23 protein-coding genes are annotated in these 25,729 nt (G+C 51.7%); 17 read left to right on the top strand and 6 right to left on the bottom strand.

What is annotated here, in order from left to right:
* Window positions 1–165: 165 nt before the first annotated feature.
* Genes VE954_RS09455 through VE954_RS09495 form a run of 9 tightly spaced genes read left to right on the top strand, consistent with a single transcriptional unit; the run spans window position 166 to window position 6,522 of the window.
* Entirely contained in the window at window positions 166–1,143 is a 978-nt protein-coding gene (locus VE954_RS09455) for a hypothetical protein (protein ID WP_324952018.1), read from the top strand.
* Window positions 1,140–2,057 (top strand): hypothetical protein, encoded by a 918-nt coding sequence (locus tag VE954_RS09460; RefSeq protein WP_324952020.1) that lies wholly within the window; start codon window positions 1,140–1,142, stop codon window positions 2,055–2,057. Before VE954_RS09455 ends, VE954_RS09460 begins: the two co-directional genes overlap by 4 nt.
* Window positions 2,058–2,060: 3 nt before the next feature.
* Window positions 2,061–3,236: a hypothetical protein gene (locus VE954_RS09465; protein ID WP_324952022.1), complete on the top strand. Its 1,176-nt coding sequence runs from the start codon at window positions 2,061–2,063 to the stop codon at window positions 3,234–3,236.
* 2 nt (window positions 3,237–3,238) lie between these two features.
* Window positions 3,239–3,874 carry a heme ABC exporter ATP-binding protein CcmA gene (gene ccmA, locus VE954_RS09470; protein WP_324952024.1) on the top strand — a complete coding sequence of 212 codons (636 nt, stop codon included), beginning with the start codon at window positions 3,239–3,241 and terminating at the stop codon, window positions 3,872–3,874.
* Complete coding sequence (locus tag VE954_RS09475; RefSeq protein WP_324952026.1) at window positions 3,871–4,566, top strand: heme exporter protein CcmB; 696 nt, start codon at window positions 3,871–3,873, stop codon at window positions 4,564–4,566. The genes ccmA and VE954_RS09475 overlap by 4 nt, the downstream gene beginning before the upstream one ends.
* 23 nt (window positions 4,567–4,589) lie before the next feature.
* Window positions 4,590–5,294, top strand: coding sequence for a cytochrome c biogenesis protein CcsA (gene ccsA, locus VE954_RS09480; RefSeq protein ID WP_324952029.1), 705 nt, complete (start codon window positions 4,590–4,592; stop codon window positions 5,292–5,294).
* 2 nt (window positions 5,295–5,296) lie between these two features.
* Window positions 5,297–5,455, top strand: a complete 159-nt coding sequence (locus tag VE954_RS09485) for a hypothetical protein (RefSeq protein ID WP_324952031.1) — start codon at window positions 5,297–5,299, stop codon at window positions 5,453–5,455.
* Window positions 5,452–5,907, top strand: a complete 456-nt coding sequence (locus tag VE954_RS09490; protein ID WP_324952033.1) for a cytochrome c maturation protein CcmE — start codon at window positions 5,452–5,454, stop codon at window positions 5,905–5,907. The genes VE954_RS09485 and VE954_RS09490 overlap by 4 nt, the downstream gene beginning before the upstream one ends.
* An 18-nt stretch (window positions 5,908–5,925) precedes the next feature.
* Window positions 5,926–6,522, top strand: a complete 597-nt coding sequence (locus VE954_RS09495) for a TlpA disulfide reductase family protein (RefSeq protein WP_324952035.1) — start codon at window positions 5,926–5,928, stop codon at window positions 6,520–6,522.
* Window positions 6,523–6,583: 61 nt separating this feature from the next.
* Here the strand turns inward: VE954_RS09495 and VE954_RS09500 are convergent, their stop codons facing one another.
* Window positions 6,584–6,733 carry a hypothetical protein gene (locus VE954_RS09500; protein ID WP_324952037.1) on the bottom strand — a complete coding sequence of 50 codons (150 nt, stop codon included), beginning with the start codon at window positions 6,731–6,733 and terminating at the stop codon, window positions 6,584–6,586.
* Window positions 6,734–6,833: 100 nt separating this feature from the next.
* On the opposite strand from VE954_RS09500, the gene VE954_RS09505 reads away from it, so the two are divergent.
* Complete coding sequence (locus VE954_RS09505) at window positions 6,834–7,754, top strand: TraB/GumN family protein (protein ID WP_324952039.1); 921 nt, start codon at window positions 6,834–6,836, stop codon at window positions 7,752–7,754.
* Window positions 7,755–7,763: 9 nt separating this feature from the next.
* Window positions 7,764–9,650, top strand: coding sequence for an AAA domain-containing protein (locus VE954_RS09510; protein WP_324952041.1), 1,887 nt, complete (start codon window positions 7,764–7,766; stop codon window positions 9,648–9,650).
* Here the strand turns inward: VE954_RS09510 and VE954_RS09515 are convergent, their stop codons facing one another.
* From VE954_RS09515 to VE954_RS09530, 4 genes are all read right to left on the bottom strand, one after another.
* A complete protein-coding gene (locus VE954_RS09515) occupies window positions 9,651–12,245 on the bottom strand; it encodes a trypsin-like serine protease (protein WP_324952043.1) in 2,595 nt (864 codons plus the stop codon).
* Window positions 12,246–12,259: 14 nt separating this feature from the next.
* Window positions 12,260–12,919: a hypothetical protein gene (locus tag VE954_RS09520; protein ID WP_324952045.1), complete on the bottom strand. Its 660-nt coding sequence runs from the start codon at window positions 12,917–12,919 to the stop codon at window positions 12,260–12,262.
* A 184-nt stretch (window positions 12,920–13,103) separates the two neighbouring features.
* Window positions 13,104–13,448, bottom strand: coding sequence for a hypothetical protein (locus VE954_RS09525; protein WP_324952047.1), 345 nt, complete (start codon window positions 13,446–13,448; stop codon window positions 13,104–13,106).
* Entirely contained in the window at window positions 13,402–14,202 is an 801-nt protein-coding gene (locus VE954_RS09530; RefSeq protein ID WP_324952049.1) for a hypothetical protein, read from the bottom strand. Before VE954_RS09530 ends, VE954_RS09525 begins: the two co-directional genes overlap by 47 nt.
* A 979-nt stretch (window positions 14,203–15,181) precedes the next feature.
* On the opposite strand from VE954_RS09530, the gene VE954_RS09535 reads away from it, so the two are divergent.
* The 5 genes from VE954_RS09535 (at window position 15,182) to VE954_RS09555 (ending at window position 21,237) form a co-directional block, all read left to right on the top strand.
* Window positions 15,182–16,303: a hypothetical protein gene (locus tag VE954_RS09535; protein WP_324952050.1), complete on the top strand. Its 1,122-nt coding sequence runs from the start codon at window positions 15,182–15,184 to the stop codon at window positions 16,301–16,303.
* 163 nt (window positions 16,304–16,466) lie between these two features.
* Window positions 16,467–17,054, top strand: coding sequence for an RNA polymerase sigma factor (locus VE954_RS09540; RefSeq protein ID WP_324952052.1), 588 nt, complete (start codon window positions 16,467–16,469; stop codon window positions 17,052–17,054).
* Window positions 17,051–17,707 carry a hypothetical protein gene (locus VE954_RS09545; protein ID WP_324952054.1) on the top strand — a complete coding sequence of 219 codons (657 nt, stop codon included), beginning with the start codon at window positions 17,051–17,053 and terminating at the stop codon, window positions 17,705–17,707. Before VE954_RS09540 ends, VE954_RS09545 begins: the two co-directional genes overlap by 4 nt.
* A 22-nt stretch (window positions 17,708–17,729) precedes the next feature.
* Window positions 17,730–19,364 carry a caspase family protein gene (locus VE954_RS09550; protein WP_324952056.1) on the top strand — a complete coding sequence of 545 codons (1,635 nt, stop codon included), beginning with the start codon at window positions 17,730–17,732 and terminating at the stop codon, window positions 19,362–19,364.
* Window positions 19,365–19,380: 16 nt separating this feature from the next.
* Window positions 19,381–21,237 (top strand): hypothetical protein, encoded by a 1,857-nt coding sequence (locus VE954_RS09555; protein WP_324952058.1) that lies wholly within the window; start codon window positions 19,381–19,383, stop codon window positions 21,235–21,237.
* Between the two features lie 45 nt (window positions 21,238–21,282).
* Here VE954_RS09555 and VE954_RS09560 read toward each other — a convergent pair whose 3' ends face one another.
* Window positions 21,283–23,274 carry an adenylate/guanylate cyclase domain-containing protein gene (locus tag VE954_RS09560; RefSeq protein WP_324952060.1) on the bottom strand — a complete coding sequence of 664 codons (1,992 nt, stop codon included), beginning with the start codon at window positions 23,272–23,274 and terminating at the stop codon, window positions 21,283–21,285.
* 345 nt (window positions 23,275–23,619) lie between these two features.
* Here VE954_RS09560 and VE954_RS09565 point away from each other — a divergent pair, with 345 nt between their 5' ends.
* A complete protein-coding gene (locus VE954_RS09565; protein WP_324952062.1) occupies window positions 23,620–25,602 on the top strand; it encodes a protein kinase domain-containing protein in 1,983 nt (660 codons plus the stop codon).
* The last annotated feature ends 127 nt before the right edge of the window (window positions 25,603–25,729 follow it).

Consider the following 25,729-nt stretch of genomic DNA (forward strand, 5'->3'; position numbering starts at 1 on the left):
CCTTGCCCTATCGGTCATTATTGGAAAAAACTTGAGCTTTTGATCAGCTCCCACTCATCCATAGTATAAAACTTTTCGCCCGGACCAGGGGCTCGAAATTGCCTGGTCCCTGCGCTCTATAATAGCAGTAGCGCCAGATCCCCGTTTGCGCAAGGGAGGTTCCACATGCCGGTGCTTGGCTGGATGTTTGTATTATTTTTCCTTTATAATCCGTTGGTTGCACAACCCCTCGCCCCGGCCGTCCAACCGGTGATGCGAACCGAGGGCGGCATGAACCATCTCAGCCTGAGCCCCAATAAAAAGCTTTTGGCTTTTACCAATGATCAGGGTCAATCGCTCCGGATCATGGACCTTGCCACGCAGGAAGTTATCGAAGTTACGCCGCATAGGACGGGACCAGGTTTCTTCTGGAGTCCGGATGGGGTTCGCCTGTTTTACCGGGAATTGATCCGCGAACGCGAGGGCATCATCAGTGAGCTGGCCGCCTATGACACGGTTCTGAATCAAAAAGCCGTGTTTGATACGCTGCGGGGCTCGACCGGCTTTCCGATCCTGAATCCTTATGACAACAGCCTTTTCATGATGCATGAAAAAGGTATTTTACAAAAACGTCTCGAGTTTCCTGGCGAACGTCCGGCTCAATGGCAAAAGACCAAACGCACCACGGTGGGGAACTGGGTTGTCAGTCAGTCCGGAGTGCTCTGGCTGGGCGAGCTCGGGCTTGAACTGAAAAAGATGAAGGACGATAACTCCGGTATCAATTCCTTTGCGCTCTCGCCCGACGGCCGACGCATGGCCTGGGCGACCAAAGCCGGACGGATTTTTGCAGCCCATGATGGCGGCGACACCACCTTCATCGGTGATGGGCAGGATCCCAGCTGGCATCCTTTCCGCACGCTGCTCGTCTATGCCGCGGCCAAGAAAGTCGGAGCTCAGGTCTATGACTATGATCTGCGCCTTCATAATTTAGCTGGCGCCAGCCGTGCGCTGACCAAAACTCCGGACCTTAAGGAACGCTGGCCGATCTGGTTGGATGCCACGACTTTGCTCTATACGGGTGGCAAGACAACCGATCTCTTCCGCCTGGAATTTCCCGAAGTTCCCAGCGTGGCTCGCACATCAAAGGCTGCGGATCGACTATGAACTGGGCTATGGTCTTGATGGCCAGCCAATTGAGTTTCCCTGCAGGCTCGACGTTGGAACAGCGTCAGGGCCTTCTCAAAAAGTATTTTGCGCCCCAGCCTGGTGAAATGCTGCACGTGACCCCACGGGCCGTTGTGGTGGAGCGGCGCGATCCGCTGTTGGTCAAAGGGGAATTGTGGATCAATCCCCCCAAGGGCAGCTGCCTCACGGTGCGCCGCGATTACGAGCAGCGCGACCGCACCTACTGTAAAAAAACGCCCATCACTTGGGATATTTTTGATCTCGATGCCTCAGGCCGACTGCACTTTAGCGTTTTGCTCGATGGGGAACCCGACCCCACGCTCTTAAGCTGGCCCACTCCGTATCGCGTGGCCAACTACGTACCGCTGGGTGCCATGGAATCGGGCGAGAATTATAATATTCCGATTCATAAGTGTGTGGCTTCCGATGATGGCACGATGCGGAAAATTATCCTGCACACCATGGACAACCGCCGCTGGTTTATTTTTCTGCCTGAATTCGATTTTCCGCTCAAGGTTTCTGAGCCACTTCCCAATTTGAACGTGAAATCCGATGTGAAGAAGGAAGATAAGCCAGCCGCCCCCGGGGAAGAAAAAAAACCAGCCAAGTCGGTTCTGGCTCAATTGCTGTCCGGTGACTATAAGAAGGCCCAGAAGCAGGGGTTTATTTTTCGCGTCAATCGCCGCAATGCCTATGAAATGTCGAGTTCGGGTTTCAGTGAAACTGGCTCCCCACAAGGTATGCAGGGAAAATGCCGATACAGCTTTTCCGGAGCGCCTGGAGATGCGGGGAGTGGGGTCATCGAATGTTACGATACGGATACATTCGACACGATCTATACTCATGTCACATGTTTTTCTGAGTTGAAACCAAAACTTAAGCCGGTGAAGTAAAACATGAACAGGAACGCGACTCTCAAAACAATCGTCACCACAGCCCTGAAATGGGGTCTGGGAGGCTGTCTCGTGGCTGGTCCAGCCTTTGGGCAGGGTTTTAATCCCGGAACGACCTACGACAACGCGCCCTGGGTTTCCGCCCGTGCCGCGGGCATGTCCGAGGCCGTGGACCCGATCGCCAATGGTATGGAAGCGGCTTATTATAATCCCGCGGCCATCGGTGGCCTCAATTACAAAAAAGAACGACCCACGGTATCGCAGCTTTACTTTCCCTATCTTGGTGTGGCTTATAATCGATCCTCACAGTCCTTGAACAAAGCTCTGCAGAGCGGCGGTGATCTGAACGACAGTTCGGTCGCCAATGAATTGCTGCAGGCCTATGATGGTGAGCATCCTTACGCCCGTGTTTCCCTGCTGCCCGCGATCACGGTGGCACGCATGTTTTTTGCGATGACCTATGACGTGCGGGCCATGTCCACACCCAATAGCAGTGACAATGATCTTTTGGATGTGAACTATCGGGAGCAATCGGGTCCGGTCCTTGGCACCAGCATCGCCTCGAGCAAGCGCAATTTTTATCTGGGCATCAGCGCCCAGTATTTAACCCGAAAAGTGATTCAAGGCTCCTTTCCCCTGGCCACCGTGAATGATGTGGATACCCGCCGTAAGGCTTTCCGTGATAGCCAGGAAAAATATCAGGGCGTGCCGGTTCATGTGGGGGCCCTTTGGACGGGAACTTATGGCTGGCGTCCTGCCTTAAGCCTGGTGGCCCGCAATATTTCCGGCACGCGCCTTCAAAGTCAAAGCGAGGGCACGCCGTCCCATCGTTTGAAGGAGGATCTGACCCTGGGCTTTGGACTTTCGCCCAATCTTGGCAAATGGGGTATGCTGAATGTCGTGCTCGAAGGCAATCAGCTTACACAAAAATCCATTCCTTCCAAAGACAAGCTGCGTTTTGGTACGGAACTGACGTTCGGCAATGCCTTCGGCGCCGATTCCGGTTTCAGTCTGCGCACCGGCTACAGCTTTGCAGGAACGTCGTTCGGCATGGGCGTTAACGTTGGTATGTTTGGCTTACAGGCGGCCAGCTTCGCAGAAGACATTGGAGCGGACGCGGATCGCGTGATAGAACGAAGAAGCGTTATCAACTTGGGCATCAACATCGCGGATTATTGAACGTGTTAAAGATTCACAATCTCGAATTTCGTTATCAGTTTCGACGCATTCTGCAGGGGGTTTCCTTTGCGGCAGAAGCGGGCGAAATCGTGCACATCATTGGTCCGAATGGAGCCGGTAAAACCACCCTTATGACCATTCTTGCCGGTCTGCGCCGTGAGCATGCGGGCCGCATTGAATATGAGAGCAAGCCGGGTCAGGTGGCTGACGATCGGCGGGATTTTATCGAGTATCTGCCGGCCGAGGCCAATGCGCTTTATGGCAAAATGGATGCGATGACCAACCTCCGATTTTGGCAAAGCCTGCGCGGCCTCAAAAGCACCGATGAAGCACTGGTCAACGAACTGGAGCTATGGGATCTGGATCATCCTTTGATTCGCCAGAACTTTCCGGTCGAACGCTATTCCACCGGCATGAAGCGGCGCCTGGCTTTGGCGCGCGTCAAGCTTTCCGAGACCCCATGCTGGCTTTTGGACGAACCGCTCTACGGCCTTGACACCAAAGGCATTCAGACTTTTCAGGCCATGCTGCAAGGCCATCTGCAAAAGGGCGGTCAGGCCTGGATCGTCAGTCACGACACCGCGCCCCTGTCGATTTTCAAACTCCGGACTCTGGATCTGGGAGGCAAAAAATCATGAAACGCCATATGCTGCAATTTCGAGCACTCCTCTCCCAGAGCATCCAGGCCGAATGGGCTAGCGCTGAGCGTTGGCTGTCGCCCCTGCTGTTTGCCTTGACTATGCTCCTGCTCTTTTCCTTCGCATTTGGTCGCGTGGAACCGGCTTTCATTCCCCAGCTCTTTGTTGCCGCCACATTCCTTACCGCGTTCTTTGCGCTGCAGATCGCCTTTTCGCGCGTGCTGGAGCCGGATATGCAGGACCGCGTGTTTGATCAGCTCCGCAGTTATCCCATCGCGCCGACCGCATGGTTCCTCAGCAAATATCTGCTGGTGCTGATGATTGGGCTCATGATCCTTTTGCCTACACTGGTTTTGGCCGACGTTTTCATCAATGAGACCACGATCAGTTTTCTGAGTCTGCCGCTCTTCGTCATTGCAACCTCATCACTGATTGCTCTGGGTGCCTTGGGCGTCCTGCTGTCCACGATGATGCTCAGGTCCAATGCGCGGCAGATCCTTTATCCTTTGCTGTATTTTCCGCTGACGACTCCCGTTCTCCTGGCCGCGGTTGAATCCAGCAAGGCCCTTCTGATCGAGCATCACAGCCTTGGCCATTTGCTCAGCTCGTGGCTGGGACTGCTTGTAATTTCTGGTATAATGTATTTTACTCTCAGCTTGCTGCTTTTCGGGGAATTGGTGAAACCTGAATAAGTTTTTTTTTCGAGGAATGCATCATGTCAAATGCTGTTCAACAGGATCGACGCTCCTTGCTTTTTGGCGCGGGTGCCGCAGTTTTACTGCTCATGGCCTGGATTTGGGCGCTGCGCTTTGCGCCTTCGGAACAGCATCAGGGTGAAGTGTACCGTATCGTTTACCTGCATGTTCCGGCCGCTTTCACCGCATTTCTTTCGGCCGGCTTTTTGATGGTGTTCAGTCTGATGACCCTGATCAAACGCAATGCCAATGCCGCTCTGTGGGCCAAGGCCACCGCTGAGATCGGGCTTCTTTATACCGTTATCACTCTGGCCACCGGTTCCATCTGGGGTCGTCCCACCTGGGGCGTTTGGTGGGAATGGGATGCGCGCCTGACCACGACCTTGATCCTGGCTCTGCTCTACGCCGGTTATTTGATTTTTCACAGCAGCATGAACCCCGGCCCACAGCGCGATCGTATCGCGGCTGCTCTGGGTGTGATCATTGCTCTGGATGTGCCCATCATCTATCAAAGCGTCAACTGGTGGCGCACACTGCATCAACCCCAGAGTATCGTGCGGGCGGGTGGCTCGACCATGGCCCCGGAAATGCTCGTGGTCCTTCTGTTTGGATTTCTTGCCGGCCTACTCATGGCCAGCTGGCTTTTGTATCTGCGCTTCGGCAATCTGCGTCTGCAGCAGCGGCTGGAACAGTATACCTACGATGCTCAGACGAAGGGGGAATAAGCATGTTTACCGGAGCTACGGATCCCGTTCCTTATATCGCAGCCGCGTATGGTGTTGCCTTCCTCTGCCTCGGCATTTATGGATTTGTCCAGGTTCGTCTGCGGCAGCGCTTGAGACAACTCGAACAAGCTGCTCAGCATCAGAATAAAAGGAGAGTATGATGAAAAAAGGATTGCCTTTAAAATGGATCCTCGGTGGTGGTGTTATTCTGGTGGGTGCTTTGGCGGTCAGTAACCTGAAGTTCAGTGATAACGTGGTCTATTTCTATACGCCGCAGGAAGCGTTTGCCAAGGCCGCCGAAATCGATGACAAGACGATCAAGGTCGGCGGCATGGTCAAAACCGGAACGGTCGACTGGAAGCCGGAAGATCTGGCCTTGAATTTCATCATGACCGACATGCAGGGTATCGATATCGCGGTTTCCCATAAAGGAACGCCGCCGGACATGTTCAAGGAAAATGCCGGCGTGGTGGTCGAGGGACGAATTGATGCCGAAGGCAAAAAAATGGTTTCCCAAAGGCTCATGGTCAAGCATTCTGAAGAATACAAAACGCCTGATGCCCAGCATTCGGTGGATAAAGAGCTGCTGGAAAAATCAATGTTCAAGAATTGAGGCTGAAGGAGTCCCCCTGTGACTGAACAACGAGTTGTCGTTCCTGGTCCTAACCGCAAGCATCTGATTGCGGTCCTGGCTTTCCTGGTGGTTTCGGCCGGTATCATCGCCTTTTTTTATCGGGGGCTCTCGCATCCAGCGGATAAAAACATCCCTTCGGCCTTTTTGGGTAAGACTGCCCTGCCCTTCCAGGTTGCCTGGCTCCAGGGCCAGGAGCATCTGGGTTCCGCGCCGAATGCTCAAGGTTTTTCCCTGGCTGACTTCAAAGGTCGCCCGCTGATTCTCAACTTCTGGGCCAGCTGGTGCTATAGCTGCCGCGAGGAAGCCCGCGATTTTGAAGCCTTCTGGCAGCGCTACAAGGACAAAGGCATCGTCGTGGTCGGCATCGCGATCCAGGACAGCCCCGAAGCCGCGCGGCAGTTTGCCAAGGCTTATGGCAAGTCCTATATCCTGGGCCTTGATACGGAAGATGGCAAAGCCGCCATCGACTACGGTGTCACCGGCGTGCCGGAAACCTTTATCATCGACCGCAACGGTGTGGTGCTGCATAAGGAGGCGGGACCGATGACCGCCGAGAAGCTGGCCACCTTCGCAGACAGGCTGCTCCAGCCTTGATCAGCAACAAAAAAGGGCACTCCAAGGTGCCCTTTTTTATTTGTGCGCTAAACCAATCGAATCAGTCGAGCCAGCCTACTTTATCCGAGATAAAACCTACTGTATAAGCCACGATAAGAAAGGGCGAGACCAGGCCCATAAAGATAAAGATCGGGGCGATCTCCAGAAAGTCTTTAAAAGATTCTATATGGAAGTCTTCTGCGGTAAACATCGTTAGCTGGCTCCTTGGATTAGCCTTTTGGGCAGACCGAATCAAAAATCAAGGCCTTGAGTATAGGGTGTAGCGTTTGAACTTGAAAGGAAAGAATTCGATGTATCAAGCTGGCCGATGGCGTTCCCTCCTGTCTGTTCTGTTCCTTATCACGTGGGCGGTGCTTCCGTGGTCGTCCTGCGTCACTCCATCAGGCAGCAGCGCGCGGCAAGGCCTTATCTGGGAAGCCCAACGCGGCCCACAGATCATCACCCTGGTTGGTACAATGCATGTTGGCGTAAGTCCCGATGAGATACCTAAAGGTCTCTGGACCCGCCTGGCCGCCGCGGACACGGTGGTGACGGAGGTGGACCTCGTCGGGATGAATGGGCCTTTGATTCGTCAGTATCTGCTCCTGCCGGACAAAGACAACCTGCAAACCCTGCTGGGTCCGGCCGACTGGCTGCGATTCAAGGGCACGATGCAGGAAGCCTTTCCGCATATCCCCGAATCCCAATTGCATCGCATGTCACCGCTGGCGGCCTGCAGTAACCTGATGCTGGCGGAAGCGCAGCTAGCCCAAAAAGCCAGCGCGGCTCCCGGCGCATCCACCCCGGATGTTCGCCAACAGGTTTCGATGGATCAATTCATCATTGAAAAAGCCCGTGAACAAAATAAAACGTTGAAAACCTTTGAATCGATCGAGGAGCAGTTCCGTTTTCTTGATAAAGTCTTCACCCTGCAGCAGCTGCGCGAGATGCTGGATGAAAGCGCCGAAAACCGGCAGTATTATATTGAACTTAATAAATCCTTCAAGGAAGGCGATTCAACCACGATCGATAGCCTCGTCGCCATGATGCCTGAAAATCTGCGCATCACCCTTCTGGATCAACGCAATGAAAACTGGGGCCGGAAAATGCCGGACGTCTTGGGACCGAAACAAACGTTTATTGCCGTCGGCGCCGCGCATCTGGGTGGCAAAAAAGGTCTTTTGAATATTCTGGAAGCGCAGGGCTTTCAAATGCGACCTCTCAAACTCTAGGGGGCTGGCATGAGCCGTGATGCTTTGGCTTTTTTCAAGGATCTGAAAGCCCTTTTGGATCTGGAAACGACGGCCGAAAAAGAGCGCTTTTTGCAGCTCCTCGATCAGCAGTCACCCCAGCAACGTGAAGGCAATGGCACATGCCTGACAGCCCTGACTGTGGATGATGAATTTCCTGGTTTGGGCGGACGCTTTATTGTGGTGCTGCGGAAAGCCAGTCGAGCGGCCTTGCCCTGGACCAAACTGGATGCCGGTGATCCCGTGATTCTGTCCGGCAAACCGGAGGGCGAGCTTTGGAATGGTCGCGCGGTGGTTGTCGAACGTCAGTCGCATGCGATTCACGTTGCGTTCGAAAAGCCCACGCCTGATCTGGAAGATGCGGGACCTCTGCAGCTGGATCTTTCGTTTGATGAGAGCACGAGGCGCAAGGAACGGCACGCGTTGGAGGCCGTCATGCAGGCCAAGGGCAATCGTCTGGCCGAACTGCGTGATATATTCCTGGGTCTCAAGGCCCCTTCGCTGCAAACCTGGGACGAGGAACTCAGGATCCAAACCCCCTTGAATGCGACTCAGATCACAGCGGTGCAGAAAGCTCTGGAGGCCAAGGACGTGGCGATCATTCACGGGCCTCCCGGCACGGGAAAAACCACCACACTGGTCGAGATCATTCGGCATTCCATTCAACCGGGTGGCAAAATTCTCGTGACGGCCTCCAGCAATCTGGGTGTCGATAATCTTCTGGAAAAGTTGATTGCAACCGGTATTAAAGCCGTGCGACTGGGTCACCCGGCGCGCGTGATGGAATCCTTGCGACCGCATTCGTTGGATTACAAGGCTGAAAAGCATGAAGATGCGCGTCTGGCTCGCAAGATGATGAAGGACGCTGCGGTGCTTTTTCAACAGGCGCGACGCTATACCCGCGCGGCCCCAGCCAAAGGTTCCAAGCAGGCGCTTTGGAGTGAAGCCAAAGCGCTGATGGCCGATGCGCGGAAACTCGAAGCCCGCGCGGTGGAACGGGTCATCGACGAGGCGGATGTGATCTGCGCCACCACCACAGGGCTGGATCCTTTTGTGCTGGGTTCCCGCCGGTTTTCGCTGGTTGTCCTGGATGAAGCAGGCCAGTGCACCGAACCCAATGCATGGATTCCCTTGCAACGTGCCGAAAAGCTCATCTGCGGCGGCGATCATTGCCAGCTGCCGCCCACGGTCCTTTCCGTCGATGCCGCGCGTCAGGGGCTCAGTGTGAGCCTGATGGAACGTCTGGTCCAGGTTCACGGGAATCTGATCACGACCCGACTGGATGTTCAGTATCGTATGAACACAGCGATCATGAATTTTTCGTCCCAGGAATTTTATGAAGGGGCTCTCGTGGCAGCCGATGCGGTGAAAGATCGGACGCTGGTGGATGAAACACCCCTGCTCTGGATTGATACCGCAGGAGCCGGTTTTGAAGAAGAGGCGGAACAGGAAAGCGGCAGTCGCTTCAATCCCAAGGAAGCCGCGGTGATTCTGTATCGCATAGAACAATTATTTCAAAAAGGTGTAGCTCCGCAGCAGCTGGCTGTGATTACACCCTATGCGGCCCAGGCGCGTTATCTGCGCATGCAACTCGCCGACAGTGGCATTGAAGTGGATACGATCGATGGATTTCAAGGTCGGGAAAAAGATGCTGTTTTGATTTCCCTGGTGCGTTCCAATGAAGACCAGGAAGTTGGCTTTCTCAAGGAAACGCGGCGTTTGAATGTGGCTCTGACCCGCGCCCGACGGCATATGACCGTGGTTGGGGATAGCGCCACACTCAGCGTGAGTCCGTTCCTGCAAAGGCTCATGCAATACTTTGAAAATGAGCAGGCCTATCACAGCATCTGGGAAGTGGCCCCGGATCTGATCACCTGATCATTGCAGTTTTACGGACATGATCATCCCGGGCAAGTGCACTTCTGCTGCGGGGTTATTCTGCACCCGCTGGCCGGGTTTCAAACCGGGCACAGGTCCACTTTGAGCCAGCGCCGTGGCCCCATCCGTCTGACAGGAACCCAACAGCACCGGACAACCATTTTTCACCGCGGCTTCCGGTGCATCAATTTCAAGGCCAACCGACGGTTCCAAGGTCTGCAGATCTGTGACCGCTGTCTTGCCGACATTCAAATTCTTCAATTTGCCGAATTTGCTGGCGCCCGTGACATCCTTAAATCCAGGGATATTGGCTACGGACAGCATGCGAAGGTCGGGCATATCACCGAGGCTCTCCAGGCTGGTCAACCGATTGCCGTTCAGGATGAGACGCTTCAGCTTCGGATGGCTGAAGTTATTCATATTGGTGATCATATTCTGGGTCAAATTGAGTTCGACCAGTTCCGGCAAAACTTCCAGAGGCTTCGGATCAAGAATCAGGTTCTCGGTCAAATCCAGAACATCGAGATTGATGAGATCAGCCAAAGGCTTGACATCAATCATTCCGAAATTGCGAAGGGCCAGATTATTGAGACTGCGAATCGCTGTGATCGGGCGGATGTCAGACGTTCCCGTTCCACCTGTGCCTGTGAGTTCCAATTTACGCTTCAGACGCAGCTTACTGTTCAGATCAGCACATTCACCTGCAGTTTTCGGAGCGGCTATCGCCTGCGATACACTTAAAGCCTCGATAGCGGCCGCGTAGACTTTGCCGCTTTCCTGGAAGACATAATTAATACAGTATTCTTCCACGGTCGCCGGTTTGGTGATGAGGTCATATTCACAGACGGCGGCAGCTGGCATCCCGCAAACCTTATTGGCCGCAGGGTTACCGGCAGCTAAAACAGTCGTGAGTTTCTTCAAGTCAGCCACGCGGGTAAAATCCTGAATCTGATTACCCGTCAAATCCAGCACTTTGAGATTGACCAGCGAGGACACAAAAGCCGAAGATCGCAATTTCGATCCGGTGATTTTCAGCGTCGTCAAGGACGCGGGCAAACCAGTCAAGATATCCGCATTGCTGAGATCCGCGTTACTGATAATCAGCGTGTCCAGAGCCGGAGCTTTAGGAATAAAGATCGGCTGACCGTTGCCAACCAGGGTCAACGTTCTTAAATCTGTAAGGCGGGAGGCATCCACACCGCGGAGCGTTTCCGTTCCAACCTGATCCAATTCCAAAGTCTGCATGCGGCTCAAATTTGCAATACTATCGAGCCTGGGCAAAGCTGGTTTGGTGTTGAGACCAGCGGCACCATTGCCAGTGATTTTTAAGCTGTTCATATTGGTAAGCGAGCCCAGGGGTGAAAAATCGGTAATGGCCATGCCTTCAATCTCGAGTCGGGTCACGCCGGTGAATGCGGCCAAAGGCTCAAGACTGGTTAAAGGCTCCTTGCCTTCCGGCTTCATGACGATTTCCCCGATGGTGGGGATACGTCGCGCCGCGTCCTGAGGCTTCAGATAATAATCCACATAGCTGAGTCTCACGGCATCATTGCGCTGGCCTTCGGCACTCAAAAGTTTTTGCTGAAGATAGGATACCGTTCCAAACGCGGGATCCTGATACTGCGAAAATGCCAGCCACCCAACCCAGTTTTGAGGATTGGTCGGTTTGCTGGTGGCCTGTGTGTTTTCCCAAGCCGGGTTGCTGCTACGAGCTAAATTTCCTGCGCTTGGGGCGGGGAATTTCAAACCCAAAGTCCGATCCATCCAACCCAGATAATCGCCAGGAAACGTAAAGGATGCGAGGCCATTTTCGCAAACCAGGGCATCGTTTTTTGCAGCCGAGAGTTCACTCAGACCGCGACGCACGGAGCCATTGGCAATACCAGCCAGAAAATACTGACCATTGACCTGCACAAAAGCGGGACCGCCGGCATCACCAAAGCACACCGAACCTTGATCCTGCTTCGCCTGGACGAGGAGTGTACTCAACAGGTGATTCTGATCATAAAAGGAATCCACAGAACTTTTGGCTTCCAGCAGCACACCTTTGCAACGGGTGGCATCGAGACACTGACTGTTCTGCCGTCCATAGCCTGCGAACAGGACTTCGGTGGCGGGCTGAAGACCCGCAGGACTTCGCAGGATTTCAGCAGGAGCATAGCCTATCGCAGGATCAATCGGTAGGGCGAGCTGAACCATGGAAAGATTGAAACTGGGATAATCACGGGCACCCGCCGCTGAAAAATGCGAAATCTTTTGCACGGGCGCCATCTGAGGCTTTTTCAGGTTGGGATGATCAAGGTAGATAGCCCACTTCACACCCGCGGCAGTAGCGGATTCGAGACACTGGGTGGCCGTTAGGATCGCATCCGCGGTAATCAGCACACCCGTACAAAACACCTGATCCTTGGATCCATCGGCCTTCAGCGAAACCAGCCCCACCGTGCTGCTACGCACAGGACTGTCATCGGCCACCGATCGACCATTCACTACTTTAATATGGGAAGACGATCGTACCGGTTTACAGGCCCAACCAGCCAGCAGACCGAGTCCGAATAAGATCACCAACACAGGTCGCTTGAAGGTATTTCGCATGGCCATCTCCCAATTCAGGGCGTGGTATTCGCTTGAAAATTCGCCACCAGACCGTCGGTAAAACAGCCGTCGATCACCGGCATGCCCAAATAGGTTCCTGTTTTACCGGGAAAACCTTCGGCCATCAGTCCATCGGATTTGCTCAGGTTCAGCGGCGTTTTGTTGACATCCGGCTCCCAGAGAGCCAGCTTCAAAGGCTGATCGGCGGCGGCTTTGGTTTCAACCGCAAACAGGAAGGCCGCACCTTCCGACTTGATATTGCGCCCATCCGTGGAGGGGCAGCTGGATTCCTTGGGTTTGAAGCGTACCTGCTGCGTGCCCGCATACTGGGCCACTGTGTAACGGCGATATTCGCGCTCAAACTGCTTCTTTTCCGCATTCAAGCAGATCAGATTCAATTCCGCCGAGGCCGGTTCCGCGAAGGTGTAAAAAGCAGTGCAGCGCTGATCCTGGAACAAGGAACTGGCCCAGTTGCCGACCAGCATGGAGGGACTTCCATCCTTCCAATCGGCAGACGCGACAGGGGCAGCTGGCGTCTCAGGGCGCAAAATTTCGGTGACGCCGGGCTGGGCGGTAGGCACAGGATCCTGACCGGCATCGATTTTACTTCGCTTATGACAAGCCGCCGGAAGCAGCAGGATGAGGCTGAGCAGGATACGGTTCTGGTTGCGCATCGGAGTCGTCCTCGGTAGTAGGGCTACACCTAGCGTAATGGTCTTGTCGAATCGGATAAAGCAAGACTTGTACCGGTGACCCAAGCGAGGTCTGGCGCAGATTTATTGACTTTTTTTCCTAAAAACTTGCCTTGGTCGTAACCATTGTCAAAGAATTCAACACAAAACCAGGGCCCGACCGGGGCTAGACAAAGGTTTCGACCTGCCGGCGAATCACCAGAATCAGGTCCTGCTTCAAGACCTCTTCCAGACTCTTTTTGATGCGGCGTATGAAAGCGTCCCCCTCCGATCCTCGATCACTCAGGATGCGCCAGATCACAATTTCATCACGTAGAGTCATACCACCGACCTTCCACCAGCCTTCGTTGGCATGATGGGCATCAGTCATCCCACCGAAGAATTCGACGATCTGGCGTTTGATATTCTGCGTAACGTTTTCTGCATACCGATGGCCCGAAGACTCGACCAGCGGCACAAAAATATCATATTCCAGAGCCGCCTGCGACTTCTCGTGCTTGTCCTTTGTCATAATTCGCCTTGGATGAACGGGCGGATACAAAGGTCAAAGGCTGACAGACGGAACAATAATAGCTCACCCTTTGACTCTTGCCGGTCTCCTCTTTCACCAAGGGCCGACCACAGTCCGCGCATTTTTGTTTCCGAAATATCTTCCAATGTTTCTTGAGCTCACCCGCTTTTTTCCAGCGATAGAAACGCAGGGAATAATCCCGCACCTCCTGCACGAGCTTACGACGCATGGCAGAACCCAGTGATGAAATGGGTGTATCAGGATGCAGCTTCAGGTTGAATAGAACTTCATTCTTGATGATGTTACCCAGACCGGCAAAAATATCCTGATCCATGAGCACATCGCAAACCGGACGGCTGCCTTGGGCCATGACCTTTTCATCAACACGTTTACCATCCCAATCATTGGACATGAGATCGACTGTCCAATCATAGGCTCTGATTTCCGCCTCACTCACCGCCCGAATCGCACAGGCGTGAAAATTAACGGTGCCCCCGGCAAATTTGAGTTGCAGTTTGGGGGCTCGGCCTTCCTTTTCCTTATCGATCAGATAACTGCCAAACAGAAGAAAATGGATACGCAAAGTGCAGTCATCAAAAAAGAGCAGTGCATGCTTGCCCCATGATTTGGCGGCGCGCAGGGTTTGATCGACCAGCGCCTCAGCCTGGGGATAGACCCCCGAAGCCTGCACAACTTTTTTACCCAGAAAAGGAGCCAAATCTTCCATCAATATAACTAACGATGGACCTTCCATGGCTACTCCTGAAATGACGGATCAGACGACTGCCCGTAGATGGGGGCAGCAAACCCTCCATCCAGGCTTGCAAGAATCCCACCAGTCCTCAGCTCATCCATCGTCGTAAGGGATGACGCACCATGTTTACCCTGCCTGCTTTGGATGAGTCCGCACTTGTAGAGCTTCCAACGGTCACATGTTCGACAAATCGTTTTGATGAACGTGCTAAAAGCCTCCGGTCATACCGCCTGCTTCCAAGGTCTGATCTTTTATTGCAACAAGAATTAAAACCCGTCCTTGTTTGGAAGGACTTCCACTGCTTGCCATAATAGCTCCAACTTCATCAGTGAACAGAACGGAGAGGTCCCTTACCTTTGGATTCTCGACGTCGAGTTGGTGAGCTGATGTCGTTCTTCTCAATGTTAAGTTCGCAAGGATCTGCATAAGCTATCATGTATAAGCGGAAAACCTTTAGCCCTCTTCCACGAATTTTCAAACTATTGTCACCACAAAGTGTCTTTCGGAAAGCTCATGGAGCAACCACTCTTCCAAAAGGCTCAAGCCATTTTCAAAAATCGAGCGTTTGAATGCCTTTTATCTTGTATAAGGGAGTTTCATTACACTTCCAAAGCTCATCATTTTAATCGCAAACGACTTAAGCATTGAGCCTATTGAGACGCCCGTCTTAACAAAACGCCCTCGACGCCATCGCATCACCTCAAGTCACCGGGCCTGGACATTTCCATCGTGCCCAAGAAATTATTGAAGGACACAGGATCAAGAAAACCGCAGAAGATGGTGAAAAAACAAATTTTCTTTACCTTTCGACAGCACCGCATGTAAGTTCGATAGTCGATCGTTCAAAATAACGGAGGAATCGCCTATGAATCTGGGGTCGGCGTGTCTAAAAAGGTCTCACATCCACTTCATGGGAATCCGCCTCTCCTGCTTTCGAATACTCGTGGCTGCCGCAATCCTTTGCTGCAACTCTTTCCCTATGCTGGCGTCAAGCGCTGGTGGCTGGAGTGGCAATGGCGGCGAACCTATACGGATGGCCAATAACGTATGGTTTATAAATCAGGAGCAAATTCCTTATTGTATTCTAGCTGCTGATTCCTATCCCATGCCGGCAGCTGAGTTGAGCCGTCTTGTACGATCTGCTTTTGATAAATGGATCAGCTTTTTCACTGATTATGGGATCGATGGTTTGGGGAGGAGCTTTTTCCCGGCGCAGCCTTTTGTGCCTCATGACTCAAAATTGCGCATGACTTTGAAGTTTTTTGAAGTTCCTTGTGCATCAGCAGATACGCCATTCGCCAAGGAAAAACTCCGCTTTCAATTTGGTTTGACTCATCCGCTCATTGAGGCCTACCGCACATTCAATCCCGAGGAACCGCTGGGTTTGGCCATGAAAAAATCGGCAGACGGCAGAGGCCTCATGAATCATGGGTACATATGGATTGACCGCTTCACGGCTGATCCTCTTCGGATTGAGCATGTTCTTTTACATGAAATTGGCCATGTACTCGGCATGCCGCATAATTCCGTTTATGTGATGGACGAAGATGTTGCGACCCATCTATCGGAAGGTTCCCAGGCTGCACTAGGCATGATTCAGACTCTCTCCTGGCCCTATAGGTTGCAGACAAATGCTCGAATTGGACTATCACTGGAGGCGTATAATCGTACAAATATTCCGACTCAAGGCCGTAGTTGCCAGGAAAACCCCTTGCTAACCGCACTCATCCGAGATCTTGATCTACCGGCTCGGCCGTGCTACGACGTTGGACTCCGCACAACTCAAATGAGTTCCGAGGCCATTCAGATTCAGCTGGAATTCACATCTGAGGATCGCGTGACAATATATCAGGGATCATTCCAACCCCTTCCGGTTCATGAGCTGACTCCAAAGGGTCCAAAATTTTTTACCATTCTGCCTGGCGAAAAAAAGTGGCGGGCGCAGGTTTTCGATCCCATTCCCGTATCTGAGGCCTGGCAAGGCAATATAGTGGGCTACGGTCGACCCTTGGCAGCCCAGCTCACCATGGCCAAGGGCATCATTCTTCATCTGCATGTGCCAACCCTAAACAAATGGATTACATTGCGTTCAAGATCCTGATCTCACGTCAAACCAGAGAATCAGTCAGACCTGTCAGCTGACTGATTTTTAATCACATCAAAAACTCAAAAATAACTTGAGACAAAATCGCCTCGAACCTGCACTACTGCAAAACGAAGTTCACGCACATAACATGGTCGCTCACATTGAGCATCGAGGCAGCATGAACCAGAATAAGCCGTCGGGAGGCGACTTTCACAGGTTTTACCTGAACCAGGTCAAAGCCCTTCGCGGCTACTTCAGGCGCTTGGGAGTCTCACGCCCCGAACAGCTGGATGACCTCGTTCAAGATACCTTCCTTGAATCCTATCGATGCTGGGATAACCTACGGTGCGCTAAAGCTGCCAGGTCCTGGCTCTTTACGATCGGCCGGCGGCAGTTGGCCCGGATGATCAAAAAAGGCCGGGACCTGGTTCTGGATTCTTCGGATGATGAAATCTTAACTCAGGCGGGCTACACTCCGGCTCAACCCGAACACGAACTTCATGCGCAAAGGGTATGTAAAATCATTTTACGCCGTTTGACACAAACTGAATCGAACACCAAGAGGCAGGCCCTGACAGCCTACTTTTTAGAAGAAAAAAGTTTCCGTGAGATCGAACTGGATATGAAAATCAAGCTATCCACATTGACAACGTGGTGCAGCCGCTTCCGTCATGAGTGCTTGATATCCATTGAGAAGGACCAGGCACAATCAAAACCCGAGCCGGGTCGCCTTAAGCATTTACTGAAGAAAGGGGCGAAGCTGTGAAAATGTTAAAAGATTTGGCCCTATCTTTCCTGTGGAGAAAAAAAGTAAGGCACTGCCTCCAGCAGTTGGAGGGCGCTCCGGCTCTAGCTCTTACAAGTGATGAAGACGCGCTCTGGTCCAGGATTTCGCTCCAGATCGAAGGTTCAAGCCTAAACGAGCCGCAAAGAGCGCTTCGTTTCCGCAAGAGCAGGGCGCTTTCTCTCGGTTTGGCTTGCATCAGCATTCTCATCGCAGCTGTCCCGTTTATGCAGGAGGAGTCAACCTTTTCCAATAAATCTTCACCGGAAGAGGCTCATCCTCTCCCGCCCTCGACTTTGACATTCGCCATTGTCAAGAAAGACGGCGTTTTGGTCCGCGGAAGCAATCTTGCGAAGCTGCATCAAGGCGAAGCGCTCATATTCCATGTAGAAACGCCCGGGCTGCACCGTCACTCAAAGTTTCGGCTGGAGGTCGTCGCTTATAAACCGCAAGGCACCCATGAAAAAATCGTCGAATCCTATGAGATCGTGTCCCGGGCCGAGCCACTCAAGGGAGCGGCAGGATTTATCGTTTATAAACCTGAGACGGTCGGGACATACAGATTCGACGGCAAGAGGACTCTCGGTGCATTCTCTGACAAAATTCCTGGCTTTACCGTGGAACTGGTGGATTGAAAAGTTTGGGAGGCCCAGGACCATGTTCGTGAGATTAATCATTTTTCTCATTTTTGGAGCCCTTCCCGTCGAGGCCAGCACCTATCAGCAGCCTCTATCAGAGCAGGCTGCCATGAAAGTTCTTGCGCCCCGACGGCTCTTTCTATTTGTGGGCGTTGATCAATTTGCCGATCCCGGGTTTCCTGCGTTGGAATTTCCGTCAAAAGACGTTGAGAATTTTCTCCAGTTTGTGCGCGCCAACAATTGGAGCGACCAGGATTCTGAAATAGTGCTTGTTGGCAAAGAGGCGAACCTGACCAACGTTATGCTGGCATTGGATGCCATCGAACGGCAAAATCTGTCGGAAGAGGATTTGGTTCTTATCTATTTTTCTACACATGGTACTTTGAATTTTTCACCAACACGGCAGTTGGAACGGTATGCGGTTCTTTATGATACCAAGTTTAAACATACCAGGGATAAAGGCCTGGCGATTGAATATCTGGAAAATCGTCTTGGCCGCTTTCGTTCCCAGAAAAAAGCTCTTATCCTGGCTTTATGCCACTCAGGAAGTGGTAAATCAGTGCTACCCCTGTCCATTGATGCAGAACTCAAATCTCTGAAGGGGACTTACTTTTCGAAACCGTTACATGAGGCATCTGCCGCTATGATGGTGCTGTCAGCCAGCTCATGGGGCGAACCCGCCCGGGAAGACAAAAACCTCAAGAACGATGTCTATACTCATTTCCTTTTGGAAGGCTTGATCCATAACGACACCAATGAGGACGGCGCGGTTTCCCTGTTTGAGGCTCATGAGTACGCCCGGTCCAAAACCTATGATTTTACCCGAGGAGCCCAAACCCCGGCAGCTTTGGTCAACCTGAAGGGTATGGACCCCCTCATCTTAAAAGGGAAGGTTCAGGCGCGTGGATTTCCTTTGGTCTTCGCTGATTCCGAGGTCTGGCGGAATTTGACACTCAAAATCAACGGCCGAGTCAAGGGGACACTGTGGGAGCCGAAGCAGGCGGAATTCGGCAATGTCCGTGTGGCCCTGGTGGATCCAGAGCATCCAGAACAGCCTTTACTGGATCATTATGTTTATTTGAAGCCCCATAATTCCTACCCCGTTTCAACCTTGCTGGCCCATAGAACGTCGATACGTATCCAAAGCATCATCAGTCAGATTCCCGTTGACTTCGGATTCGATGGAGTTGCGGCTCGTAGCGCACGAAGCGTGGGCATTGGCGTCAGTATCCAGGAAATCCTGTCCACGCCCTTGGTCGCTAATTTTGAGTATCTTCGCATGAACCGGCGTCTGAAAAAGACTATAGACTATGATCGGACGGATGTGGTTCTGACCTCGGAACACTTAAAGCTGGGCCTAGGGTACATTAAATTTTTAACGCCAAGCCTGGCTTTGGAGGCCAACTTTGCTTTGGAAACGTTAAATATTCAAAGACAAATCAGCAATCCTAGCTATACCCAACGCGCCCAGGACATGAGTCTAACTTTTCCATCCTTCGGCATCGATGTGCGCTATCTTAATATTGCCGGGCCCCTATTTGCAGGGCTAGGTACCGTATTTTATCCGTGGCGTGATTCGATCATCCGCATTGCCGATAGCCGGCAACCGCTCTTACCTGTCACAGGTCGATTGGTTCTGGGCATGACACTCTGAGAAGAAAGGTTTAACGATGGATCAATCAGGGCGCATAGCTTGTCTTGCCATGTTTATCATGTGCCTCACTTCATGCCATCGAGGTGGCTTTCAAGATAATCGTGACTATTTTCAAAGCGTTTATGGCTTGAATGTCCAGCCATTGCATCTATTGGGCAGCTCATTTATCGGCCGCGTTGTCGATGCCCAGGGTAACACCCTTCCCTACAGCAAGATCTACTTAAAGGGCAGCCCCCTCTATACGACGTCCAATCAAAAAGGAGGCTTCTATTTGACTGGACTCAAGGAAGGCCCCAATACTGTTTTTATTGTGAGCCCCAATGGTCTGGGACGAACGCTTCATGTCAATTTAAACGAAAATCTGTGGACAGAAGACAATCATATTGTCTTGGAAAAGTTGATACGGATGAGCGGCCGAGTTTCATCAGGGGCAGCATCCGTGAGCGAAGCCCGACTGATCGTCGAAGGCAGTCCGTTCAGTACGCTTTCGAACGACGAAGGCCAGTATATTTTGGAGCTGCCGGTCGGCCTCTATGACTTCAAGGCCCAGCACTTGCTCTATAATCCTTTCTCCATGACAGGCTTTGACGTAAAAGCCGACCGGGTGCAGGACATCAACCTTGAACCTCTGAGTTTTCCAAAAGTGGATCTGACTTTGGATCAATCAGAAAATTTTGTTCTGCGTGGCCTGACAACCCGCATCAACATACACAAGAACCCAAGCGTACGCTATATGAGGGTGGTGAGCGCCTCCCGACGCGTAAGTGAAATGAACTCTGTTTCATCCCGCTGGGAGGATGTCAAAGACCATTTGGTCCTACAGCATAAGAATCCTGGATTTAGTTTTTTGCATCTGCAATTCATGGATCAATTTGGGAAGATGACAGATCCTATTTTCATTTCCTATTACAACACTCTCTATGATCATTCCTGGAGACTCATTTCGGGCCACATCACGGATACCCTTCACATCGGAAAAAATGAAAAGGTTGCATTCCTAGGCCAGATCTTCCGAAAGATCGCCTCCAGTGACAATAGTCCAGGAGCGCCTCCTAACGAGCCTGTCGAAGGATCTGCGCTGGGCACGACCAATGGCATGACCTTCGAATCCGTGAAAATAGACGCCCCGGTTGAAATTGAGCCGGGCTCGATCATCCAGGGATCCGCACAATTCAATAGGGGGTTAAAACTACGAGGGTCTTTAGACCACCCAATCCACTGGATTCTTCGCACGGAAACAGGAGACGAGGCGACCGTTTGGGTACGAGGCAGCGATGTGCAGCTTCACCACGCGCGACTGCAAGGTGGCCATATGGTATTTGACGGAAATTACACCAATCTTTCAAAAGCCGGCCACTGGCACTTTGAAAATCTGCAGTTCGAAGACACTTTTTTGGAATTCCAAAAACCCCTTCATCAGGAATCATCCATCTGGGACGTGAGATTCTGCACGTTCATCAGGAGCGGCGTTAGCTTCTCAAACGGCGACGGGGGCGCGACAGCTGAACCCGGCGCGCCGTCTGAATCAACGCCGTTTTTTTTGCCCCCAGTGCCTCATACCATGAGTATTTCGGTCCTTTCATCAGTTTTTAATCAATCCAATTTTCAAAATACTTTGAATAGCGATTCTGCACTCAACCAGGCTGTTGATCTAACATTGGAACACAATAATTTCTTTGGCAGTCTGCCGAACGAAACCTACCTGTCTCTGACCGAAATGAATTCCGGCAGCGAGCCTCAGATTCAGCTCAAGATTGAAGGCAACTATTTTGAAAACAGGACCCAGATCATTGATAATTTTGAGATCTGGACGACCCATTTGGGACGGATCCTGGACGAACCCATGGCCTCATCGGGTGCGACATTTCCTTGATTCACTGGGATAGCATGGAATTATTTTTTGAACCGAGCGCGAACGTCACGAAGCACTTTTTGATTTTCGCTGGACGACGTCAGAGTCAGACCCGTGACTCACCAGGGTATAGACTTCGATGGGTTTTTCTATGCCCTTAAGCTCATAAAGTCCCATGGACCGCGTCTCATCATGGGGCAGATAGGCCCGTACAGCTGCAGAGAGCACAATTTGATTGGCCTTGGCAAACTTTTCCAGGCGAGCGGCAATATTAACAGTATTTCCGATTGCGGTATAATCCGACCTCTTCTTGCTTCCGAAATTGCCGACGATCGCCATACCTGTGTGGATCCCGATATGCATCTCAAATGAGCCAAGACCATTCCGTTCCCATTCGCGATTGAGCTCCGTCAGGGCCCTCATCATCGCTTTCGCGGTGGCCACCACCTGCTGGGCCTGCTCCTCTCCAGACATGTCGGCTGGTGCACCAAAAACCACCATGATGGAGTCACCGATAAATTTATCTATGGTTCCTCTGTGTTCAAACACAATGTCGGTCATGGTCGAAAGAAATTGATTCAGAACGATAGAAATCTTTTCAATGCCCAGCTGTTCGGTTGCCTTGGTAAACTGACAAATGTCCGCAAAAAGCACCGTGATATGCTTCTCAGCCGGATCTGTGTCCAGCTTCATGTTACCCAGCAGAATTTCCTTCACCAGGACGGGAGGCAGATACCGGTCCAGAACCTGGGTTGTTATGTAAGTGTTCAGGTCAGTCAATCGGCGCTTTTGACGGTAGATGACCCATAAGCCGATGACAGCCGAAAGAATGATGCACGCACTCAGCACGATCGTATTCGTCTGGTAGTTCATTGTTCGCAAGTGCTCAGCGTTTTTGCGTTCAAGCATAGTATTTTTTTGTTCTTCGACCTGCGCACCAAGTTCCGCCAGCCTGCTATTGAGCTCCTGATCTCGGGCAAGGTCGCTGCTTACTTTGAGACGCCGGGCAAACTCCGCCATAGTATCAAATGCGACATTGAAGTTTTTGAGACCGGCCAGTGCCATGGCCTTGCTTTCCATGATCCGCATATGATCGTGCGTATAATCCGGGGGGAAAATGGTTTCAGCTCTCTGCAGGTGCTCGAGCGCGTTTTCGAAACGCCCTAGGGTGATTTCCACCTTGGCTTTTTTCGTAAGAGTATCGGCAATCCAGATCAAATTCCGGCTTCGCTCGAATATTTCCAAAGCGATGTCTGCCTCTTCGATGGCCCTCCGCCAGTTCTTTTGGCTAGTGAAATAGGTGATGTACTGGTTACGAAGCACGGCCTCCTGAGTGGTCAGCTGCAAACTTTTAGCCAGACCCAGGGCCTCATCAAACAACGGCTTTGCCTTGGCGATTTGATCCGCATCCTGCTTATTCATGGTATACGCGATAAAATTATAGAGGCTGTTCAAGAGAGCCGCTCTTAAATTCTTCGTCCTTGCCAGCGAAAAAATGGTGTTATTAAGACTGTGGAGCCTTTTGTCATCATGAAGATAGCCGCAGACAACGACAGCCGAAGAATAGGCGTTGTACAAGTGGAAGTCTCGGGCAGCCGCATCCTTTTCAACGTCATGGAGAGCCTCCCGGACCAAACTCATGGCAAACACGGCTTCATTTCTATAGAGCTGAGCAAAGGCGTATTCAGCTTTGACGATGGCCTCAAGGCGAGGTTTATTGAAGGTCTTAACGGTCTTGAGGAGGGTTTCGAATTCTTCCTTGGTGGGCACATTGTCGGCCTTGGATTGGTGCATAAGAATGGCAAGCTTGATTCCTACCCATTGCTGGTGCAGGTTGCGGTTTCCAGCCAGAATTTCGGCTTCCATCAAGATAGGAATGAGCTTGTCGAGCTCCCCCTTGAATACTTGCGATGCGGCCCAGGCGGCATTCACCCATGAATCAGTTCTTCCAGCTTTGTTGTCTCCTTCGAGTAAATCCTGCAGCCTGGGTTTTAGCGCTTCAGGGTTATCAAGTATCCCTAGTTCAAGCTCCTCCAGCGATAGCTCTGACCCACCCATGCCGACCCTCGGCACGAAGGCTAAAATCAAGATTAAAAATATTTTGGCAGAAAGGTGCAAGTCAGTATCCCTTGGCGAACAGATTTCCCTGTCACTCATCCATTATGATCTTCGGAATAAAATCCTGGAGTTTGAGCGCCTCGCGGACACGCCAGGGCACAACAAGGGGCAATCACTTCGACATTTATTCAATGAGGTAAGAGACCTACGTAAAAACCCGCATGAAGATCCTATGCGGATAACGAAGAAGGCATCGAGCAAACTTTTTTGGCTGTGATCCTCAATCCATGGCCCTAAACATCCGAAAGCATAGGTGATCTACTATTATCACAAGAAGGCTGAGCGGTGAGCGGACTTTTTAAACCCGGACAAAAGCTTCGCAATGGAGAGATCGAAATCATCGATCAACTTGGCTATGGCAGCACAAGTGAAGTCTACCGCGTATCCATGTTAATGAATGCACAAAGCCAAATCATGGTACTTAAATGCTTTAACTCGCGGAGTCTGGAAAGATCCGGTTTTGAGGCCATCGAGATGGTCCATCGCGAAAGCGCTGTCGTTAGCAAAATTCAACATTCGGGGATCGTCCATATCCATCTGATTGATCTGGAATCGAGCACCCCATTTATCATAGAAGAGTATCTGCCAGGTGGCGATCTCAAAGACATGATCAGCGAGCGGAAGCGTTCGCTGGCACAGCAGAAGATGGTGTTCACGCCGGCGGAAATAGCACACATCGGCATGCAGATTAGCACAGCACTGATGATCCTTCACCAAAACAACGTTTATCACGGTGATCTAAAGCCTCATAATCTTTGCTTTCGCCAAAAAGATGCGTTGGAGGTCGTCATTGTCGACTTTGGCCATGCTGGCTTTCTGGAAGGAAATCTGCTCGATCGCAATGAAAATTTAGCGACACTCGCCTATCTTCCTCCTGAAAGAACTGGCTTTGTCAACCTCGCTGGCAATGCAAGCAGCGATCTATATTCTCTGGGGATCACCCTTTACGAGTGCGCTATAGGGGTCACACCTTTTTCCGGTCTTCACGGTACAGACCTTATCAATCGACTTCTTTATGAAGTGCCAAAGCCTCTGCACGAAGTCTTCCCAGACTTTCCACTGCCTCTGAGTGATATCATAAGCAAACTCCTGCGCAAGGACCCGCGTGATCGCTATCACTCAGCATTCGGGTTGGCGGCCGACCTTGAACGTTGCTGTGGAGCGCTCAAGGCAGATAGAGAGCTAGTGCCCTTTGCCCTTGGCACCAAGGATAAGCTTCGCGAGCTCAACTATCGCATTCCAATGGTTGGACGGCAGAAGGAAGTGGACGAACTCTATCGGCTGTTCGAACAAGCACAAGCCGGGGGATCATCACTAGTTTTAATAGGCGCCCCCTCAGGGTTCGGAAAATCGCGTTTAGCATTTGAAGCTCTGAATAAGGCCCAGCAGCACAAGGCCCTGGTCAGCTATGTGAAATTCTCGGAGTATGAGCGTAATTTACCGCTTGGTGCTGTATCCATTCTTCTGACCGAGCACTGCCACTACCTTAAGACTCTTTCATCCGATGAATTAGCAGCCTGGGGACACAAAATATCTGATCGCATAGGGGACCGGCTCCACTTGATCGTGGAACGCTATCCATTCTATGCGGCTTTTTTCCCTCGTCCTCGTCCCCGTCCCCTTGCCATCGGAACGAGCCAGCCAGGTTTTCAGGTCTTCAATGAAACACTGGGTGAGTTCCTGGGTTTGCTTTCTGCCAAGGGTGAATGCCAGTTTTTGTTCATTGATGACCTTCAATGGGCTGACTGGCAAAGTCTTCAGGTCCTCGGTATTTTAGGCGAGATGATCTTCAGCGATCGCGCTCCCGGAATTATGCTCATGGGCACCTTCCGGTCCAATGAAATAGACGCCGACCACCCTCTTATTTCCACCTTCCTAGACCACGCCCAGCAGTTCACGTTGCTCGAGCTAGGCCCTTTGGAACAGCCCGACTCCAACCTTCTGGTCGAAATGCTTCTGGACGAAAAGAGCGATGAAGTATCTCATCTGCAGGATACCTGCTATCGCTTTTCCTTAGGCAACCCCTTCTATGTGTATGAGTATTTAAAGTCCGCGATCCATACCGGCATCTTTGCTTTGAATGAGCAAACACAGACCTGGCATTTTAACCCTGAGCGGATCCATATAGCCGATCTTTCAAGTGGGGTGGCTGGTCTTGTCGTCGAGCGCATCCGCACCCTTAATGAGATCCAACAGGCTTTAATAAGCATCACCAGCTTGGCTGGACAAGCGATGAAACGCACGGCTCTGCAGCAACTAGGTACCTAAGCAAAAGTCTTTGATCACTTTTTCTTTACGAACTCACGAAGCCAGAAATTGTCTGCCAGGACTCCGGCTTTTTTAAGCCGCTCACGTGGCGATAACGAACGCAAATGTGCACAGGCGATCTTTATGG

The organism is Oligoflexus sp. (assembly GCF_035638955.1).
In the GTDB taxonomy this organism is placed as follows: Bacteria; Bdellovibrionota_B; Oligoflexia; order Oligoflexales; family Oligoflexaceae; genus Oligoflexus.

What these genes read in the sequence shown, in the direction of transcription:
- VE954_RS09455 (WP_324952018.1), top strand. Translation starts at nt 166, where the DNA reads ATGCCGGTGCTTGGCTGGATGTTTGTATTATTTTTCCTTTATAATCCG.
- VE954_RS09460 (WP_324952020.1), top strand. Translation starts at nt 1,140, where the DNA reads ATGAACTGGGCTATGGTCTTGATGGCCAGCCAATTGAGTTTCCCTGCA.
- VE954_RS09465 (WP_324952022.1), top strand. Translation starts at nt 2,061, where the DNA reads ATGAACAGGAACGCGACTCTCAAAACAATCGTCACCACAGCCCTGAAA.
- VE954_RS09475 (WP_324952026.1), top strand. Translation starts at nt 3,871, where the DNA reads ATGAAACGCCATATGCTGCAATTTCGAGCACTCCTCTCCCAGAGCATC.
- ccsA (WP_324952029.1), top strand. Translation starts at nt 4,590, where the DNA reads ATGTCAAATGCTGTTCAACAGGATCGACGCTCCTTGCTTTTTGGCGCG.
- VE954_RS09485 (WP_324952031.1), top strand. Translation starts at nt 5,297, where the DNA reads ATGTTTACCGGAGCTACGGATCCCGTTCCTTATATCGCAGCCGCGTAT.
- VE954_RS09490 (WP_324952033.1), top strand. Translation starts at nt 5,452, where the DNA reads ATGATGAAAAAAGGATTGCCTTTAAAATGGATCCTCGGTGGTGGTGTT.
- VE954_RS09500 (WP_324952037.1), bottom strand. Translation starts at nt 6,733, where the DNA reads ATGTTTACCGCAGAAGACTTCCATATAGAATCTTTTAAAGACTTTCTG.
- VE954_RS09505 (WP_324952039.1), top strand. Translation starts at nt 6,834, where the DNA reads ATGTATCAAGCTGGCCGATGGCGTTCCCTCCTGTCTGTTCTGTTCCTT.
- VE954_RS09510 (WP_324952041.1), top strand. Translation starts at nt 7,764, where the DNA reads ATGAGCCGTGATGCTTTGGCTTTTTTCAAGGATCTGAAAGCCCTTTTG.
- VE954_RS09515 (WP_324952043.1), bottom strand. Translation starts at nt 12,245, where the DNA reads ATGCGAAATACCTTCAAGCGACCTGTGTTGGTGATCTTATTCGGACTC.
- VE954_RS09520 (WP_324952045.1), bottom strand. Translation starts at nt 12,919, where the DNA reads ATGCGCAACCAGAACCGTATCCTGCTCAGCCTCATCCTGCTGCTTCCG.
- VE954_RS09525 (WP_324952047.1), bottom strand. Translation starts at nt 13,448, where the DNA reads ATGACAAAGGACAAGCACGAGAAGTCGCAGGCGGCTCTGGAATATGAT.
- VE954_RS09530 (WP_324952049.1), bottom strand. Translation starts at nt 14,202, where the DNA reads ATGGAAGGTCCATCGTTAGTTATATTGATGGAAGATTTGGCTCCTTTT.
- VE954_RS09535 (WP_324952050.1), top strand. Translation starts at nt 15,182, where the DNA reads ATGCTGGCGTCAAGCGCTGGTGGCTGGAGTGGCAATGGCGGCGAACCT.
- VE954_RS09540 (WP_324952052.1), top strand. Translation starts at nt 16,467, where the DNA reads ATGAACCAGAATAAGCCGTCGGGAGGCGACTTTCACAGGTTTTACCTG.
- VE954_RS09550 (WP_324952056.1), top strand. Translation starts at nt 17,730, where the DNA reads ATGTTCGTGAGATTAATCATTTTTCTCATTTTTGGAGCCCTTCCCGTC.
- VE954_RS09555 (WP_324952058.1), top strand. Translation starts at nt 19,381, where the DNA reads ATGGATCAATCAGGGCGCATAGCTTGTCTTGCCATGTTTATCATGTGC.
- VE954_RS09560 (WP_324952060.1), bottom strand. Translation starts at nt 23,274, where the DNA reads ATGGGTGGGTCAGAGCTATCGCTGGAGGAGCTTGAACTAGGGATACTT.